The organism is Yersinia sp. 2545 StPb PI, from assembly GCF_052217125.1.
GTDB lineage: Bacteria > Pseudomonadota > Gammaproteobacteria > Enterobacterales > Enterobacteriaceae > Yersinia > Yersinia enterocolitica_E.
In genome coordinates, this window is sequence record NZ_JAZGPY010000001.1 from 2,084,016 (window position 1) to 2,100,637 (window position 16,622).

A 16,622-nucleotide genomic window follows, 5' to 3' on the forward strand; every position below is an offset into this window, starting at 1 on the left:
AATCCCTTATTTATTATTGTTTCAGATCGCATCCATACTGCCCGTATTGCTCCTGTGTGACAACGCTGTCCGGGTTTTGATTATCACTGAAATAAAAATTTCACCCAGCCTGGATTGACTAAATCTCCACGTTCTATTCTGAAACATTCGATCCGCTGATACCAGGAATGTATTTTTCAGTTCTAACTTCCGCACCTCGCTCGAAGCTGCCGTAGCAAAGACTTTAAGCAGCCATGAGCAAAAATAAAACGTTAGAGCGTATTTCACAGATCAGGGTTTTACGCCGGAATCTCAGATTTTTCCTGCGGTTAAAACTATACTGAGGTTTGATATTCCGCTTGTGTAACAAATTTACAAATTTCACTGATGATGGCAGGTTCAGGCTTGAGTATTGCGCTTACATGATCTCCCGTTGCCGAAATGAACGCAAATTTGTTCGCTTCGGTCCAGTAATTTAGTCGTCGGTAGTAAACATCTTCCAGTCCAGCCCAAAATAATTTAGGAGTGTTGATCTGAGTAAGCTGTACCGAATCATAAAAACCATCGTACGAGCTGATTGCATTGAAATATGCACGTACTGCTGGTTCTGTAGCTGGTGTTATCCAGTCGGTTAATTCAGGGGCAGTAATTTTTGCGTACGCAAAAAATGTATCAAAATCCAGTTTTCCATTTGGGCCTTCAGGAAGGCCATTTTCAACATCCCATCCCCCAATAACCAGTGAAGACAGGGCTTTTGGATGGTATTTTACTAATCCTGCAGCCAGCCAAGCCCCCGAAGAATAGCCTATTACATGAGCCTGTTGGCACCCTAATGCATTGATTAATAATTTTATATTTAATGCCTGTTTTTCCTGCTCATAAAGACCAATTTCAACTGGCTTATCACTCATTCCATGCCCTAACATGTCAGGATATGCGACACAAAATTTGTGGCTGAGAGCCTCAACCAACCCATTAGTGAGCCATGAATTTCCATCCATCAGTAAGCCATGTAATAGTACTACAAGAGGACCATTACCTTTTGTTCGATAATATAAATGACCATTTTTACCATTCATAATCATATAATACCTTCAATAAAAAGAATTAATTAACTGGTCTAACTCCGGTTGAGAGGTTTTATTCCGTCAGAACGCAGCTGACCATCAGGAAATATATGCCTGTATAGCGTTTGCCTGGTTATCCCCAGTTCCTGGCATAATGTACTGACTTTCGTCTCTGGTCGTCCCATTGGTGCCAGAAGCTGACGTAACCAGTTTTGAAAGAGTACATATGGACGTCGCTAACATCGCGTTGCGTTAAAAATTAGGGGGCAGGTCACGGACTAGATTGAATGGTATAATAACCCAAACTACTATTTGCAAGCACAACTTAATGCAAATCACCATGGACGGATTTAGGCATGACTAAAATATTGATGTTGATGATACTGGCGGCAACTGTTACAGGATGCGCACCACTAACTCCTAAGGATTGTCATAAAAATAGCGCACTTAACTCTTGCACCTACAACCGTTCTGGGAAGGTATCAGATAAAGACCTTTTTGGTTACCAGGCCTTGGGTATCAAAAAAGCACTTGATGCAGCCCTCATTGAGCCCCATGCTTGGGGTGGTAAAAGATGTGATGCACACCTCGATTTCAAAATTGATGGTACCCTACAAAATTTCATCATAAAGAGCGGCGATGAAGGTTATTGTCATGCTTTAGTGGAAGCTTCTAAACGTACATTATTCCCACCATTTACGGATCAGCACGTCTACGACGTAATGGGGTCATCGCGCTGGGATTTTCATGGACAGCCTTGAAAAGCGTAGATAGTCGCTACTACAGCGCACTTACAAACACAGTTATACATCAATGCGGTGTAAGGCCAACTTCCGCTCCTCGCTCATAGCAGTCCCCTGATGTTGCTTCGGCTGCTCTGTGCCAGAAGCGGACGTGGATACTTTATTAATATGCACTGCTCAGAAAAAATTCCCTGTTGCCCTGCAAATTCAATCCTTACGTGCATCCTGACTGAGAAGACGTGTGCGGCACACATCCAGAATCTCATCTGCCAGAGCGGAATCATCTGGGCAGGCACGGGACAGCACCAAGGCACCAACAAGATGTGCAATGGTGTCGATGAGTTCAGCACGCGTTCCGCCTTCCCCATTATTTTCATTTCCTAAAACGGCCAGCTGACGTTCAATTCCGGCCGCATATGTCGCCTTGATTGACTCAGATTGACGGGCTGTATCGGTGCCCAGTGCCGACATCACACACCCCTTTCCCATGTCATCGCGATGTTGTCGGGAGAGATAGTATTCAACAAATTTTTCCCGGTTTACACCTGCCGTGCTTTCGGCGGATCGCGTAAAACCGCAGCTCATTGCCTCCGCCATCAGATCAGCCTTAGAGCCAAAGTGCTTGTAGAACCCACCGTGGGTTAAGCCTGCCGCTGACATCAGTTCCGCGACGCCCACGCCATCGTAACCGCGCTCACGAAAAAGTTCTGAGGCCGTTTCAACAATGCGGATTCGGTTTTCCCGAACCTGCTCTTTCGACACTTTCATGCTTTCCTGCCCCTCTCAAAAGTAGGGTTTAAGTATACATTGATGATGATCATAATCAAACCAATTGACTTTATAGATTATGATCATCATCATTATATTAATGTCTCTACCAACCACTTAGCAGGCGAATAAACATGACGAACCAGACCTTATTTCAACCCTATGATCTTGGGACAATAACACTTGCCAACCATATCGTAATGGCACCACTGACGCGTAACCGAGCAGGAGCAGGCTTGGTACCCGGCGAACTGGCGGCGACCTACTACGCCCAACGTGCCACAGCAGGATTGTTGATTACCGAAGCCACGCAGATCTCAGCTCAGGCGCAGGGCTATCAGGATACGCCGGGGATCTACACGCAGGCTCAAATCGAAGGTTGGCGCAAAGTGACTGACGCGGTTCATTCCAGAGGTGGGCGCATATTTGTACAGCTATGGCACGTAGGACGGATCTCGCATGTCGATTTACAGCCTGATGGCGCTGCACCGGTCGCACCGTCTACCATTCGTGCTGAGACTAAAACCTTTGTGAACAACGGTTTTGCTGACGTCTCTGAGCCACGTGCGCTGGAGTTGCAGGAAATACCGGGGATTATCGACGATTTCAGAAAGGCATCGGCCAATGCCATTGCCGCCGGATTTGACGGCGTAGAGATCCACGGCGCTAATGGCTATCTACTGGAACAGTTCCTCAAAGATGGTGCAAATCAGCGTACTGATGAATACGGCGGCTCTGTCGAAAATCGTGCGCGCCTGCTGTTAGAAGTCACGGCGGCCGTAAAAGAGGAGATTGGTGCTGATCGTACCGGCGTGCGCATTTCACCGGTTTCACCTGCTAATGCGATTGCGTGCAGTGATCCGCAGCCACAATATGATTACCTCGCTGAACAACTCGATGCATTAGGTATCGTGTACATCCATGTGGTTGAAGGTGCTACGGGCGGCCCGCGTGATGTATCACCGTTCGATTACGACTCCCTGCGCCGGCGCTTTAAAAACACCTACATCGGCAACAATGGCTATGACCTGGCGTTGGCGTCCACTCAACTTGCGCAGGGCAAAGCCGATCTGTTCGCGTTTGGTCGCCCGTTCATCTCCAACCCGGATCTGGTCGAAAGGCTCAATACGGGCGCCCCTCTGGCCTCACTCAACCCTGACACACTTTATGGCGGTGGCGCAGCGGGATATACCGATTACCCCTCGCTTGCTGAGGCTAGCAAGTAAAGCATCGGTGTCACGGTTCTACCTGGGTCGCACATTGCGAATTCTGTTTACATATTAACAAAGAAGATCAACTTATGACTAAAGCTTCAGTTCTCATTACAGGCGCATCCACGGGTATTGGTGCTGTTTACGCTGAACGGTTTGCCCGCCGGGGCCACGACCTGGTTCTGGTCGCGCGCGACAAAGCAAAGTTAGAGACACTTGCCGAGCGTCTGCGACAAGAAAATGATATTTCTGTCGATGTTCTGCCTGCCGACCTTACGCAAACGAGTGATTTAGCCGTGGTCGAAGCCCGCCTGCGTGAAGACGCGCAGATTGGCATTCTTATCAATAACGCGGGTATCGCGCAGTCCGGCAGTTTTACAGAGCAAACGCCAGATTCGGTAGAAAGCCTTATCGCGCTTAACGTCACCGCACTGACGAGACTTGCCAGTGCGGTGGCTCCACGATTTGTAAAAGCCGGAGAAGGCTCGATCGTCAATATCAGTTCCATCGTCGGACTCGCTCCTGAATTTGCCATGACGGTTTACGGCGCAACCAAAGCCTTTGTTCTTTTCCTGTCTCAGGGAATGAATGTAGAGCTGTCATCTAAGGGCATTTATATCCAGGCGGTGCTCCCTGCCGGCACTTACACGGAAATTTGGGATCGTGCGGGTATCGACATCAGTAATTCGGCAAAATTCATGGAAGTGGGCGAGTTAGTGGATGCCGCACTGGTGGGCTTTGATCGCCGTGAACTGGTCACCATCCCGCCTTTACATAATGCCGCCCGCTGGGACACCCTCGATGCTTCACGTCAGGCTCTGCTTTCAGACATCAAACAAGATGAAGCCGCCGAACGATATAAAGCACTGTAATCAATGAGGTGCACTGTGCAGAACGGTCTTCCGGCTGTTCTGCACAGAGGTAAATCCGACATAAATCCCTTACAACCTGTCGTCTCATCAGTGATGAGAAACATCAAAAAAATCATGAAGGCCTTATTCAGCATGACAAAAAAACGTGTAGCACTGGTTACCGGCGCTTCCTCAGGTATTGGTGAAGCGTCTGCTTATAAACTCTTAGCAGCCGGTTATACGGTATATGGGACAAGCCGACGTGGACCTCTGGCGGGTATGCATCCGTTTCCGTTATTGACGCTTGATGTGACGGACGATACCTCTGTCGAGGCTGCTATTGAGGAGTTGCTGCGTCTGGAGGGGCGGATCGATATTCTGGTGAACAATGCGGGCTTCGGGGTCGCTCCGGCGGCTGCGGAAGAAAGTTCTATCGAACAGGCCAGGCGTATTTTCGACACCAACTTTCTGGGCATAGTCAGGTTGACGCGGGCAGTGATCCCTCATATGCGTCGTCAGGGCAGTGGGCGCATCATTAACATCGGTTCGATACTGGGGATTGTTCCGTTGCCGTATGTGGCACTTTATGCGGCCAGTAAGCATGCGGTCGAAGGATATACGGGGGCACTGGATCATGAACTGCGCACGCAGGGCATCAGAGTTTCCGTCATCGAACCTGCCTATACGAAAACGCAGTTTGAAGCCAATAACTTAGAACCGGATGCCAAGCTTGAAGATTATGACCTGATCCGGGCTAAGCTGGCGAAAGTGGTGAGCAAGGCAATGGCCGAAGCGGAAAGTCCGGAGGTTGTGGCTGATGTGGTTGTTAAAGCGGCTCAGACTTTACATCCGAAGGTACGCTACACGGCGGGAGCGCTGGCAGGAAAATTGAATTTTATTCTCAGATTCGCGCCTGCATCATTCCTGGATAAGGTGGTACGCAAAAGTCTTCAGCTTGATGCGAAAGAATAAAAATGAAATTTTCTCAACTGGCTATTCTGACCTCAGTGTTATTTTTCATCCTGGCCACAGTATGGATGTTTTTCCCGGAACAGCTCTTAACTCAATGGGGAATTGAATCTACGAGTGGTACAGGAGTCGTGAGTCGTCGCTCTGCCGCATTTTTTGCGGGAATAGGGGTGATGTGTTTATTCGCCAGAAATGCAGAGCCGTCACTGACCCGCTACGCGCTGGCCGCCGGTATCAGCACGATATCTATTATTTTAGCCGTAATGGGCATAGTTGAATGGCGCGAAGGACACGTTAACGGGCAGATCCTTTTTGCCGTGTTTATCGAGCTATTCCTGGGGATTGCCTTTTTACTCAGCAACAGATCCGCTAAGAAAAATTTCACTCACAAACGCGACAGGGTAAACGACAAATGAAGACTAAGACGATGAAAGCATTTACATTTAAACACTATGGTAAATCCCCTGAATCAGGATTGGATGACGTCGGTTATCCTGCAATTAATGCTGATGAAATCCTGGTTAAAGTTTACGCGGCTGGTCTGAACCCGATAGATAACATGATCCCAACCGGAATATTTAAGCCGGTTTTGCATTTTAAGCTTCCCGCCACATTGGGCAGCGACTTGTCCGGGGTTGTTGTTGCCGTGGGGAGTCGTGTGACGCGTTTCACTCCAGGTGACGAAATCTTTGCCAGTATTTTCGACAGGGGAACGGGATCTCTTGCCGAATTTGCAGTGGTGCCTGAAAGCGCCGCAGCAATGAAACCCTCAAATCTGGATTTCGTTCAGGCTGCTTCTTTGCCGATGGTGAGCCTTACATCCTGGCAAGCGCTGACAGAGCGGGCTAAGTTGCGGCCTGGTCAGAAGGTTTTCATCCCGGCAGGTTCCGGGGGCATTGGCAGTTTTGCTATCCAACTGGCGAAGCACCTTGGCGCAAAGGTGGGAACGACAACGAGTTCAGGCAACGTCGAGTGGGTGAGTCGTCTTGGCGCAGACGAAGTGGTTGATTATAAGAAACAAGAATTTGAAAAGGTGTTGAGCGGCTACGATATTGTTCTCGGCACTGTAAGAGGCGATTTAATTGAAAAATCCACCCAAATTCTTAAGTCTGGGGGAAAGATTGTTTCTCTCATCGGCCCGTTAGATGCCGCGTTCGCCCAGGCGCGGGGATTAAACTTCCTCCTGCGTTTAGTTTTCGGGCTGATGAGCCGCAAGATTATGCGTCTTACGAAAAAACGGGGCCTGAGCTATTCATTTCTTTTTGTCCGTCCTGATGGCGATCAGCTTACCCAAATTGGCAAACTCATAGAAGCTGAACAACTCAATCCTCTGATCGATAAGGTGTTTCCCTTTGCAGAGGCGAAGGAGGCTCTTGCCTATCTTGCTCAGGGACATGCGAAAGGAAAAGTGGTCGTTAAGATGCAGGAGTGATAGCAACTGAAGTTTAAATCGGTGAAAGAGGATAACCACCAAGAACAATCTCCGCAAGTTTGACCATATATCACAGCTATTAAGTAGCTAGATTGATGGCCGTGAATGTCCGCTTCTCGCTCATAGCTGACAGTCAGGCTTGTTCGTACCTTGCTACAGAACACAACCCGAACGCATTAAACGTATCGAAATTTTTACGAATGGTTCCGAATTAGCAGTTAACTATATGAATTTAAAGACTAGGGAAGTAAGGTAATGGAAGGTGTTTTTTGAGATGATATCAATTGCTTAATAGGACTACCATCACCCCTCGTTACTTGTTATTTCATCCCTATCGCCACTTTGTCGCCATGCTTAAATCGGGCTAATGGGTTGAGTGAATAGCGTCTTGCAGGTGGTCTGCCGCGACGTGAGAGTAGCGCATGGTGACCCGAATATCTGAATGGCCGAGGATGTGTTGCAGCACGATGATATTGCCACCGGCCATCATATCCTTCGAAATCGTCTTTATGACTTTGCATTCTCTCTGCTAAGCTGCTCTGCCGGCTTCATAGCCTAACGTGATATAATCTTATTTTTACGGAAGATTTATGCTGACCAACTCATCCACTCGTCTTAACAAATATATTAGCGAGAGCGGTATCTGTTCTCGTCGTGATGCCGATCGTTATATTGAACAAGGACATGTTTTTATTAATGGCAAACGGGCCGCTGTTGGCGATCAAGTATATGGCGGGGATGTAGTCAAAGTTAACGGTCAGCTTATCGAACCGCGTGACGAAAACGACTTGGTGCTGATCGCACTGAATAAACCGGTTGGCATCATAAGCACCACCGAAGAGGGGGAAAACGATAACATCGTTGATTTCGTTAATCACAGTAAACGAGTCTTCCCTATCGGACGTTTGGACAAAGACTCGCAGGGGTTGATTTTTTTGACGAATCACGGTGATTTGGTTAACAAAATCCTGCGCGCCGGGAACGACCACGAAAAAGAGTACGTGGTTACGGTCAACAAACCGGTGACTGACGAGTTTATTCTCGGTCTGGGTGCTGGTGTACCGATGATGGGAACCGTGACCAAAAAATGCAAAGTGAATAAAGTCGCGACCTTTGTATTTAATATCACGCTGGTGCAAGGGCTTAACCGTCAAATTCGCCGTATGTGTAAACATTTTGGCTATGAAGTCACCAAGCTTGAGCGCACTCGTATCATGAACGTCACCCTGAAAGGACTGCCAATGGGTGAGTGGCGAGATTTGACTGATGATGAGCTAATCGAGTTATTTAAGCTGATTGAAAACTCATCATCTGACGAAAAACCGGTGAAAAAAGCCAAGGCTAAGCCCGTGGCAGATAAAAAACCGAGTGTTAGTGGGGCGAAAAAGGCCGAAAAACCCGATGGTAACTCAGCTTCCCGCAAGCGCTTTACCCAACCCGGACGTAAGAAGAAAGGGCGCTAAGCTCACATAATTATCATCGGTCTCAGTACTCAAGCATATAAACTCGGCAATAGCCGAGTTTATATTGATGAAACACCCGGTGTGAAACCAATCATCAGTCTTTTTCCTCATGTCCTGTCAAACCTGACGCTATGGCCTGAGTACGGCATTAGTTCCCAATATTTAATATAGAGCATACTTTCTTGCTCGTATTGACGTCACAATAATAGTAGGTAGACTGGTATACCTATAATTATCCAAAGCAGGAAGAAATTGGCCATGTCCTCACGCGAATTATCAGAAAGTGCCCGAGATCGGCTGCTGAGTGCTGCAAGGGTGTTGTTCTATAACGATGGCATTGCGGCAACGGGTATTGATGCCATTGTTAAAAGGGCTGGTGTTGCCAAGAAAAGTCTCTACAACAACTTTGAGTCCAAAGCAGAACTTGTTGCTACTTACTTACAGATTCGTCATGAAGAGTGGCTCGCACTGTACGCTAATCGTCTGCAACAAACGGCGAGTCCAAAAGAGAGCGTGATGGCTGTTTTTCTTGCTTATGCAGACCATGCTGAATTTGCCTATGAACGTGGATTCAGAGGGTGCGGACTATTGAATGCCGCGGCTGAACTGCCCGCGGGCGCACCGGGCAGACAGGCAGTGCGCGGGCACAAGGAGCAGGTAGAGTCGATTCTGACTGAACATCTTTGTGTGCTTCTCTCTGGTGATGAACAACGTGCCATACGGATGGCCAGGCACTTTTCATTTTTACTCGAGGGGAGTATGTCTCGCGCAGGCTTGGAAGGGAATGGTGAGTGCGTTCGTCAGGCAATGACAATGGCCGCCGAAATGATGGAGTCGCTATGACTGTCACGCCAAGAGATCGCATGATGGGCAGGGTGGGAGTATTGATTGCGGCCATCTTGTGGGGAACCACAGGAACGGCGGCAACATTTGCTCCTGCGGTTAGTGCTGTTGCCATAGGCGCTGTTGCGATGGGGCTAGGGGGGCTACTCCAGGCGATGATAGCCGCTGGGAGTATCATTAGTTATGTAGATAAACTCCTTCAACAGTGGCGTTTACTGCTGATAGGGGTCATTGCTGTTGCCATCTATCCGCTGGCATTCTATGCCTCTATGCATTTAGCGGGTGTCACTGTCGGGACTGTCATTTCTATTGGTTCTGCCCCTCTGTTATCTGCTCTGATTGAATATGTCTTGGAGGGCGAGCGGCTGACGACTCGCTGGATGTTGGGGGCTGCTCTTGGCATTGCAGGCATGGTGTTGCTTTGTATGGCTGAAAGTGGGGGGCACGGCACTCTGGTTCAGTCACCCAATGTCACGATAGGAGTAATTCTAGGCCTTCTTGCTGGTTTTACTTATGCGCTGTATTCGTGGGCTGCTCGCCGTTTGATGCAGCGAGGACTTCCTTCTCGCACCGCGATGGGGGCGATTTTTGGTCTTGGCGGCATTTTACTAATGCCAGTACTCCTTATGACTGGAGCCCCGCTGCTGGAATCTTGGAGTAATGCGGCAGTGGGTGCCTATATGGCGTTGGTCCCGATGTTTCTTGGCTATATTTGCTATGGATATGGGCTGGCTCGTATAACAGCAAGTATGGCGACGACTATTACCCTCATCGAGCCTGTTATTGCTGCCATATTGGCAGTGATTATCGTGGGAGAAAGACTGCCTATTACGGGGTGGGTGGGGATCGGGCTGGTGGTAGCTTGCCTGATATTTATTACTGTTCCGATAAAATGTGCTCTAATTGTTCGGGTAAGAGAAAACAATAGCCTGTAGTGGCACAATGATGCCTGATCTTGCCCGCTTGCAGCTAGATTTCTCCATTATTGCCACCTTCGCTTCAATTGTTGTTCCGATGGTCAATCGTCCCTCTGTGCTATTGAGGGAAGTTCGCCCAGGCACTTAAGTACGCCACACCCTGTTTATTAACCACAATTTGTGGGGCAATTATCTATTTCAGGATGGTGCACTATGCTCATTCTCGGATAATCCCTATTTATGGGGCGCACTATTCAGTGTGATGTTTGCTTTGTTCATTAACAATGTCGTGGTTGTGGTGATATCTAGTATGTTAATATTTTATATCATTGGTTCGGTAGTTTAGTCAGGAAACTAATATCAGCAGTGTGTTTATCACTGGTTTTCTGTGATATTACATTTAACTCAGCAGGCCATTTAACACTTTATTTTGGTGATTAGCATTAATGATTGGCGAATGTGGTTAACGTCGCCTTGGTTGTTTTTTTGTTAACTTCCCAATTTCTTACAGATTAAATGTAGGAAATAAAGCACATCCTCTAATATTAAAAATAATATCGGAACAGATGTTCAGCAGATCGAATTAATACAGTGAAACCCTCAATGAGATTGATCGCTGTCAGGCTGGCGGTATACTTCACCGCAAATCAAAACTACATCAGGTCTGCGTTCATGAAGACGAGTAGCTACAGCCATGCATTCGTGGCGTGTTGTATACACATCATCGGTCACGGGCAGTGCCTCGCAAGCATCCATACCGCAGGTGCTAACCAATAAAACAAATCCTATGAGCATATATTCTCCTTATTTATAGGATTTATATGAGTATAGCGCGTTTGCTGAAGAAGTAGTGCTCTCCTTTTCTAAGAAATGGAGTTTGCATTTTTTGGTTAAGTATTAGCCAAGTTTAGTTACTGCTACCCCCATCAGAATAATTGCACTGGCGATGAGTCGTAACATCGATGGTTTCTCTTTTAGCATCCAGATTGAGATTATCATGGCGAACAAGACACTGGTTTCACGTAGAGCGGCAACGAGGGCGATTGGCGTGCTTTTCATGGCCCAAATGACAATGCCATAAGCCAGTAATTGCATCGCACCACCAATCACGCCGTGTCGCCAGTGCTGGCGTATTTGACGAAAAACCACATTGCGGTGCATTATCCAAAGTAATGCAAACATGGCTATGCCGTTGCACATAAACAACCAAAAAATATAACTAAGTGGTTCAATGCTGGCGCGGCTACCAGCCCCATCAGATAGGGTGTAACAGGCAGTAAAAGTCGCAGTAATTAAGGCATAGATAATAGCCCTGCCATTGACTTTGTCAGGGCCACGTCGGCCATCAAATGTCATCATGATGACACCGGAGACTAAAATAGCCGCCCCTACTAAGGCTAATGACCTGGGGATTTCCGACAAGATTAACCAAGAGAGCAGAGCACTTAACAGGAGGGCAACGCCACGTGCGATAGGATAGATTTGACCAAACTCGGCTTGTTCATAAGCTTTACTCAGAAACAGGCAATAACCTGTGTGAAAAGCAACCGACAACAGTAACCAAGGAAGCGCGCTCAGCGAGGGTAACGCCACAAAAAAAATACCGAACAGTGAAATCACTCCGGAGAAAATTGCCATCAAAGAGATAGCGACAAAACGATCATTGCCAAATTTAACAAGAGCGTTCCAGCAAGCATGTAACAGTGCCGCGCCCAGCACCGCAAGAAATATTTCACTACTCATTCTATCCCCTTACTTAGGCGTCTCAGTTTACCTTAATTGCATTTATTTTCACGTCTGTAACACGTAAAAATTGTTCCAGCTAGCTGATTCTTAGTGAGGGAGAAGATGAAAAAATGAGCTCAATGTCCCGATTTATTGCAAGAGTAAATATAACTAACTAACAACATCTGTATCATCTTATTTACTTTCTTAAGCAATAAATAAGGGTGGATTACGCCAAGGTGACATTGCTCTGATTAAGTAAATGGGGGTGTTTATTGCATATGATATTCGTTGCTTTTTCCTTATCATTGATAGTAATCGTGTTTCTAATTTTATTTATGATAAAAGGGAATAATTAATTAGGACATATCTTGGATGATCTAAATGGACTAAAAAGAATACCAGTGGATATAATTAAACGGCAATAAATTATTATCAAAAACAGGGTCTGGCTATTATTAGCCAGAGTCTACATTCATTTTATTCTGGGGTGTCTATTTTGTTAAAAAAAAGTGTTTTCCTATTATTTGCTATGGTCGTTGTTCTTGCCGGTTGTTCTGAACCTGAACCAACAGGCACTAAAGTTTTTGGTGGCAAAGCTTACATTGAGATGCCAGCTGAATTCACTTTAATGTCTAAAGAAATGCTGGCAACTAAATACCCTCAGCAGAATGCACCACAAGAAGCCTATTCCGTTGAACAGGGCAGTGTGTCCTTCGCATTCAGCGATAGCAATAGTGCCATACCCGATGGCAAGCTCGCTGAAGTTGTTAATATGATGAAGAAACAATTTGCGCCATTCAAGCCGACTCTGGAAGAGAAGGATGTTGATGGGCGTAAAGCTTATATCATCACTATGGATACCCCGGCTGCTGATGGAACCATCAAGAATGTGATGTTGCTCACTACGATTGATGGGAAACTAGTTATTGCTACGTTTAACACGACTGAAGCTTTAGCTGACAAATATATGGATGTTGGCAAGAATGCACTGCTTTCTTTAAAGTTTAAGAAGTGACCATTATTAGTTAATTCAGTTATTTTAAGTCTAAAAAAATAGATAAAAAGTAATAAAGGTTGTCTGATTAACAGGGCAACCTTTCTCATTGCTAAAGCAACGTTGTTGAGCGCTAGTGGGGAAGACGGTACGCCGAACACTTCCTAAAACAGCTATAAATTGGCATCATAGAGCTATGTTGTTTTTTTAGGATGAGTAATGAAACAGTTCCCTTTTGATAAACGTTATGAGATTGAAGATGCCAGTGGTGTTGTTGAGTACTACATTGATGGTGATGAGTATATTCGCCGCCAGGATGGCGTACCGGGCTATCGAATCACAGGTTATGAAGTGTATGAACATGATGCAGAGGCTAAACTCGCTGGTTTTCTCGAAGGGAAGCATATAACAACCCCGGATGCGGATATTCTGCTGACAATTTTAGATGACCAACAACCTGCGGATTAGATTTCATTACTTTGGCTTTCGTCTGTGCAATGTTGCTATATAAAGATCATCTGCGGTTTTTGAAACAGAAAATAGGGCGTTATTAGCGATAATATTTTTTTGCAGAAGCTGCTATTCAATCTGGCTAAAACCGATTAACGTCAATCTACTTAGTGATAATCAGTCGGGGTTTCGATGAGCCAGCAAACTATTACGTTGTATACTGATTCAGATTTTTTTAGTCCTTATGTGATGTCGGTATTCGTATCATTGACAGAAAAAGCACTGCCTTTCTCATTAAGCGTCATTAATTTGTCTGCTGGGGAGAATCTGCAACAGGCTTATGCCCGTCTGTCGGCGACACGTCGGGTGCCGACACTGGTTATCGATGATTTTCAACTCTCTGAGTCTTCAGCTATTGCTGAATATTTGGACGAGCGTTTCCCGGCGCCAGATTACGCTCGGCTGTATCCGCAAGATAGGCAAGAGCGTGCCAGAGCGCGTGAAATACAGGCATGGCTGCGCAGTGATTTTATGCCGGTCCGCACTGAACGGCCAACTGAAGTGGTCTTTGCTGGGTTAAGGCTGCCTCCTTTGTCTGATAGCGCGCAACAAGCGGCGAATAAACTTATTTCGGGGTTGGAGCGTTTGCTGTCGGATGGCAGAAGATATTTATTCAGTGAATGGTGTATCGCAGATACTGATTTGGCACTGATGCTTAACCGGTTAGTTCTGAATGGCGACAACTTACCTGAGTATCTTCGTCAGTATGCAAATTACCAATGGCAGCGGCCTTCTGTGCAGCAATGGCGAGCATTATCGCAGAAATAGAGGTAAGAAAAATTGAGGGTGGGGCAATCCTTCACCTTGTACCAAAGTAGGATTAGCTTCGATAGAATGAAAAACGTTATTGAGTTTGAAACTGAGCGTTTACAGCTACGGCAGTGGCTCCCGTCAGACCGGGCACCTTTTGCAGCGCTTAACGCAGATCCTCGCGTTATGGCATTTTTCCCAGCCCCTCTAACACGTGAAGCAAGCGATATGATGGCTTCACGTTGTCAATTATTGATAGCACAGTGTGGCTGGGGGTTGTGGGCTGTTGAGCTGAAAGCTAGCGGGCAGTTTGTCGGCGCATTGGGGTTACATATTCCTACCGTTAAATTACCTTTTTCACCTTGTGTCGAGATAGGCTGGCGTTTTGCTTTTCCATTTTGGGGGCAAGGGCTGGCAACGGAAGCTGCATTGGCAGTATTGACGGTAGGTTTCGATCAATTAAAACTGGCTGAAATTGTTTCATTTACTGCTTTAATTAACCTGCGTTCACAAGCATTGATGGAACGAATCGGCATGGTGCGCGCGCCAGACCATTTTCCCCATCCAATTGTCAGCCCTGACAGTAAGTTAAGCCAACACTGTTGGTATCATCTTTCTCATCAACAATGGCATAACAGACAGGATGATTTTGTGAGACTATCATCAAATTAGTCTACGTTTAGTCAGTAATATTTGGCCGCATCTGCTAGGACATATAATGATAATAAGCTGGAAATTAGTTCGTTCCATGGCGTTGCTAACCGGAGTTTCTCTATTGGTGGCCTGTAGCCAATTACCTAGAAATCCAGTGCCAGTGGAGTTAATGCCAGCGGCCGAAATCCCTGGAATGCCGGATATCCGTGCCGGCGCAGGGCACATTAGCCCGATATTTGAAGCGGATTTACTGCAATCTTATAAAGATGAATCGAAAGAGATGTTCCGAGCCGCGGATGGAACATTGGTTTATCCCCATCTGGCATTATCTGGTGGTGGCCCAAATGGCGCCTTCGGTGCTGGTTTTTTGAACGGCTGGACGAAAACAGGTAAGCGCCCCGTGTTTAAGGTGGTCAGTGGGGTTTCCACTGGCGCGTTGATCGCACCTTTCGCCTTTTTAGGGAGTGATCACGACCAGGCATTACATGACTTTTATACCACCACCACCACCCGTGATATTTTCCATCTGGATAATCTATTATTTCGCCTCTTTTTCCGCGAGTCATTAGCGGATACCAGCCCGTTGTCTAAATTGATTGATGGGCATATTACTCCTGAGTTAATGAGTGAAATCGCCCAGGCACATCGGCATGGTCGGCGGTTGTATATGGGTACGGTGGATCTCGATTCGCAAAGATTTATTGTCTGGAACATGGGGCTGATTGCGATGAAAGGGACTCCTGAAGCTTTAATGCTATTTCGTAAGGTGATGCTGGCTTCCTCTTCAGTCCCTGTCGCGTTCTCACCGGTATTTTTTGATGTAGTGGCTCAGGGTAAGCATTACGATGAAATGCATGTTGACGGCGGTGTGGCGGCGCGGGTCTTCTATAATGGTGGTGTGTACAGTTCAAAAGTCGTACGTACCAGAGCGGGCCTGGCAGACAGTAAAGAAGATATTTATATCATCCATAATGGACAGCTTGGCCCACAACCAGAACCGACCCCACGGTTGGTGCGTAATATCGCTATGCGTACTCTTGACTCAACCAGCAAAGCGGCATTGGTCGGGGATTTGTATCGTATTTATGCATTCTCTTTGGCTGAAAATTCAGGATTCCACTGGATAACGATTCCATCAAATGTTGATACCAATGGCGCAGAGATTTTTGATCCCATCAAGATGGAGCGTTTGTATCAGGCGGGTTATGCAGAGGCGTTACAGGGGCCAAAATGGTCACTACGGCCACCAGGTACCATTGAGATGAACTCCTTACTACAAGATGCTGCTGCCATGCACAGTAACTAGAGGGGGCGCTTTGGCGTTGATGCCATTGTCAGGCTGGTACTTGGGTTACATTAGGTCAAGCAGTGGGAGTGAGCCATCAATAAGCGCCGCGGTGATATAGATAATAAATAGTGAATAGAGAAAGAAATTGCTGATCATTCGGCACCTCAATTACTCACACAGATAAGGTCTTTGTCATGACAAAGCCACTACAATATAGCATGTGAGCTGACTAAAAAACGCACTGATAGTGAATAAATAATGAATCTGCTGGGGTGGATTTAGAATGATGAATGCTTTTCAAGTAAGTTCTGAGCGCGTAGTAGGGTTTTAGAGTGACTGAACAATGAGGTTAGGACCAGATCTTGCCTGTCAGTCTTGGTTGAATATGCTGTAATATCAAAACGTTATCTTCAATTGAAAACAATTTAAGCAGCATGTGATCAGAGAGAGTGTAA

Annotated in this window: 19 protein-coding genes and 1 pseudogene; 15 read left to right on the forward strand and 5 right to left on the reverse strand. The window is 46.5% G+C overall.

Translation table 11 applies throughout. From position 1 onward, the window contains the following. Positions 1-314 precede the first annotated feature (314 nt). Positions 315-1,058 carry an alpha/beta fold hydrolase gene (locus V1955_RS09660; protein WP_442820837.1) on the reverse strand — a complete coding sequence of 248 codons (744 nt, stop codon included), beginning with the start codon at positions 1,056-1,058 and terminating at the stop codon, positions 315-317. A gap of 344 nt (positions 1,059-1,402) precedes the next feature. Between V1955_RS09660 and V1955_RS09665 the strand changes: the two genes are divergently transcribed. After that, on the forward strand, positions 1,403-1,807 hold the full coding sequence (locus tag V1955_RS09665) for a cell envelope integrity TolA C-terminal domain-containing protein (RefSeq protein ID WP_083158633.1): 405 nt from the start codon (positions 1,403-1,405) through the stop codon (positions 1,805-1,807). Positions 1,808-1,996: 189 nt separating this feature from the next. Here V1955_RS09665 and V1955_RS09670 read toward each other — a convergent pair whose 3' ends face one another. Continuing rightward, a complete protein-coding gene (locus V1955_RS09670; RefSeq protein ID WP_420073567.1) occupies positions 1,997-2,557 on the reverse strand; it encodes a TetR/AcrR family transcriptional regulator in 561 nt (186 codons plus the stop codon). Positions 2,558-2,691: 134 nt separating this feature from the next. Here V1955_RS09670 and V1955_RS09675 point away from each other — a divergent pair, with 134 nt between their 5' ends. The 5 genes from V1955_RS09675 (at position 2,692) to V1955_RS09695 (ending at position 7,020) form a co-directional block, all read left to right on the forward strand. Beyond that, positions 2,692-3,783 carry an alkene reductase gene (locus tag V1955_RS09675; RefSeq protein ID WP_442820838.1) on the forward strand — a complete coding sequence of 364 codons (1,092 nt, stop codon included), beginning with the start codon at positions 2,692-2,694 and terminating at the stop codon, positions 3,781-3,783. Positions 3,784-3,857: 74 nt separating this feature from the next. Then, positions 3,858-4,640 carry an SDR family NAD(P)-dependent oxidoreductase gene (locus V1955_RS09680; RefSeq protein WP_057621277.1) on the forward strand — a complete coding sequence of 261 codons (783 nt, stop codon included), beginning with the start codon at positions 3,858-3,860 and terminating at the stop codon, positions 4,638-4,640. A gap of 132 nt (positions 4,641-4,772) precedes the next feature. Next, complete coding sequence (locus tag V1955_RS09685) at positions 4,773-5,591, forward strand: oxidoreductase (protein ID WP_057621284.1); 819 nt, start codon at positions 4,773-4,775, stop codon at positions 5,589-5,591. Positions 5,592-5,593: 2 nt separating this feature from the next. Continuing rightward, on the forward strand, positions 5,594-6,004 hold the full coding sequence (locus V1955_RS09690) for a hypothetical protein (RefSeq protein WP_372569255.1): 411 nt from the start codon (positions 5,594-5,596) through the stop codon (positions 6,002-6,004). Then, the gene (locus V1955_RS09695; RefSeq protein WP_372569254.1) at positions 6,001-7,020 is read left to right on the forward strand and encodes an NADP-dependent oxidoreductase; all 1,020 of its coding nucleotides are present in this window, start codon (positions 6,001-6,003) and stop codon (positions 7,018-7,020) included. Before V1955_RS09690 ends, V1955_RS09695 begins: the two co-directional genes overlap by 4 nt. A gap of 320 nt (positions 7,021-7,340) precedes the next feature. Here the strand turns inward: V1955_RS09695 and V1955_RS09700 are convergent. Continuing rightward, positions 7,341-7,510: pseudogene (locus tag V1955_RS09700) on the reverse strand (site-specific integrase); the annotation flags it as partial. 100 nt (positions 7,511-7,610) lie between these two features. Here V1955_RS09700 and rluF point away from each other — a divergent pair. From rluF to V1955_RS09720, 4 genes are all read left to right on the forward strand, one after another. Then, the gene (gene rluF, locus V1955_RS09705; protein WP_083158636.1) at positions 7,611-8,483 is read left to right on the forward strand and encodes a 23S rRNA pseudouridine(2604) synthase RluF; all 873 of its coding nucleotides are present in this window, start codon (positions 7,611-7,613) and stop codon (positions 8,481-8,483) included. A gap of 258 nt (positions 8,484-8,741) precedes the next feature. Further along, entirely contained in the window at positions 8,742-9,326 is a 585-nt protein-coding gene (locus V1955_RS09710) for a TetR/AcrR family transcriptional regulator (RefSeq protein ID WP_083158637.1), read from the forward strand. Beyond that, positions 9,323-10,261, forward strand: a complete 939-nt coding sequence (locus V1955_RS09715; protein WP_372569253.1) for a DMT family transporter — start codon at positions 9,323-9,325, stop codon at positions 10,259-10,261. Before V1955_RS09710 ends, V1955_RS09715 begins: the two co-directional genes overlap by 4 nt. 160 nt (positions 10,262-10,421) lie before the next feature. Next, a complete protein-coding gene (locus V1955_RS09720) occupies positions 10,422-10,589 on the forward strand; it encodes an AzlD domain-containing protein (protein WP_193784650.1) in 168 nt (55 codons plus the stop codon). A gap of 254 nt (positions 10,590-10,843) precedes the next feature. Here the strand turns inward: V1955_RS09720 and V1955_RS09725 are convergent, their stop codons facing one another. Continuing rightward, positions 10,844-11,038 carry a hypothetical protein gene (locus V1955_RS09725; RefSeq protein WP_083158639.1) on the reverse strand — a complete coding sequence of 65 codons (195 nt, stop codon included), beginning with the start codon at positions 11,036-11,038 and terminating at the stop codon, positions 10,844-10,846. 102 nt (positions 11,039-11,140) lie between these two features. Continuing rightward, positions 11,141-11,986, reverse strand: a complete 846-nt coding sequence (locus V1955_RS09730) for an EamA family transporter (RefSeq protein WP_442820839.1) — start codon at positions 11,984-11,986, stop codon at positions 11,141-11,143. A gap of 481 nt (positions 11,987-12,467) precedes the next feature. Between V1955_RS09730 and V1955_RS09735 the strand changes: the two genes are divergently transcribed. The 5 genes from V1955_RS09735 (at position 12,468) to V1955_RS09755 (ending at position 16,185) form a co-directional block, all read left to right on the forward strand. Continuing rightward, positions 12,468-12,986 (forward strand): hypothetical protein, encoded by a 519-nt coding sequence (locus V1955_RS09735; protein WP_083158641.1) that lies wholly within the window; start codon positions 12,468-12,470, stop codon positions 12,984-12,986. 198 nt (positions 12,987-13,184) lie between these two features. Continuing rightward, positions 13,185-13,433: a hypothetical protein gene (locus V1955_RS09740; protein ID WP_083158642.1), complete on the forward strand. Its 249-nt coding sequence runs from the start codon at positions 13,185-13,187 to the stop codon at positions 13,431-13,433. Between the two features lie 174 nt (positions 13,434-13,607). Next, entirely contained in the window at positions 13,608-14,243 is a 636-nt protein-coding gene (gene yfcF / locus V1955_RS09745) for a glutathione transferase (RefSeq protein WP_083158643.1), read from the forward strand. Between the two features lie 66 nt (positions 14,244-14,309). Further along, complete coding sequence (locus tag V1955_RS09750) at positions 14,310-14,897, forward strand: GNAT family N-acetyltransferase (RefSeq protein ID WP_083158644.1); 588 nt, start codon at positions 14,310-14,312, stop codon at positions 14,895-14,897. Positions 14,898-14,943: 46 nt separating this feature from the next. Next, positions 14,944-16,185, forward strand: coding sequence for a patatin-like phospholipase family protein (locus V1955_RS09755; RefSeq protein ID WP_083158645.1), 1,242 nt, complete (start codon positions 14,944-14,946; stop codon positions 16,183-16,185). Positions 16,186-16,622: the final 437 nt, after the last annotated feature.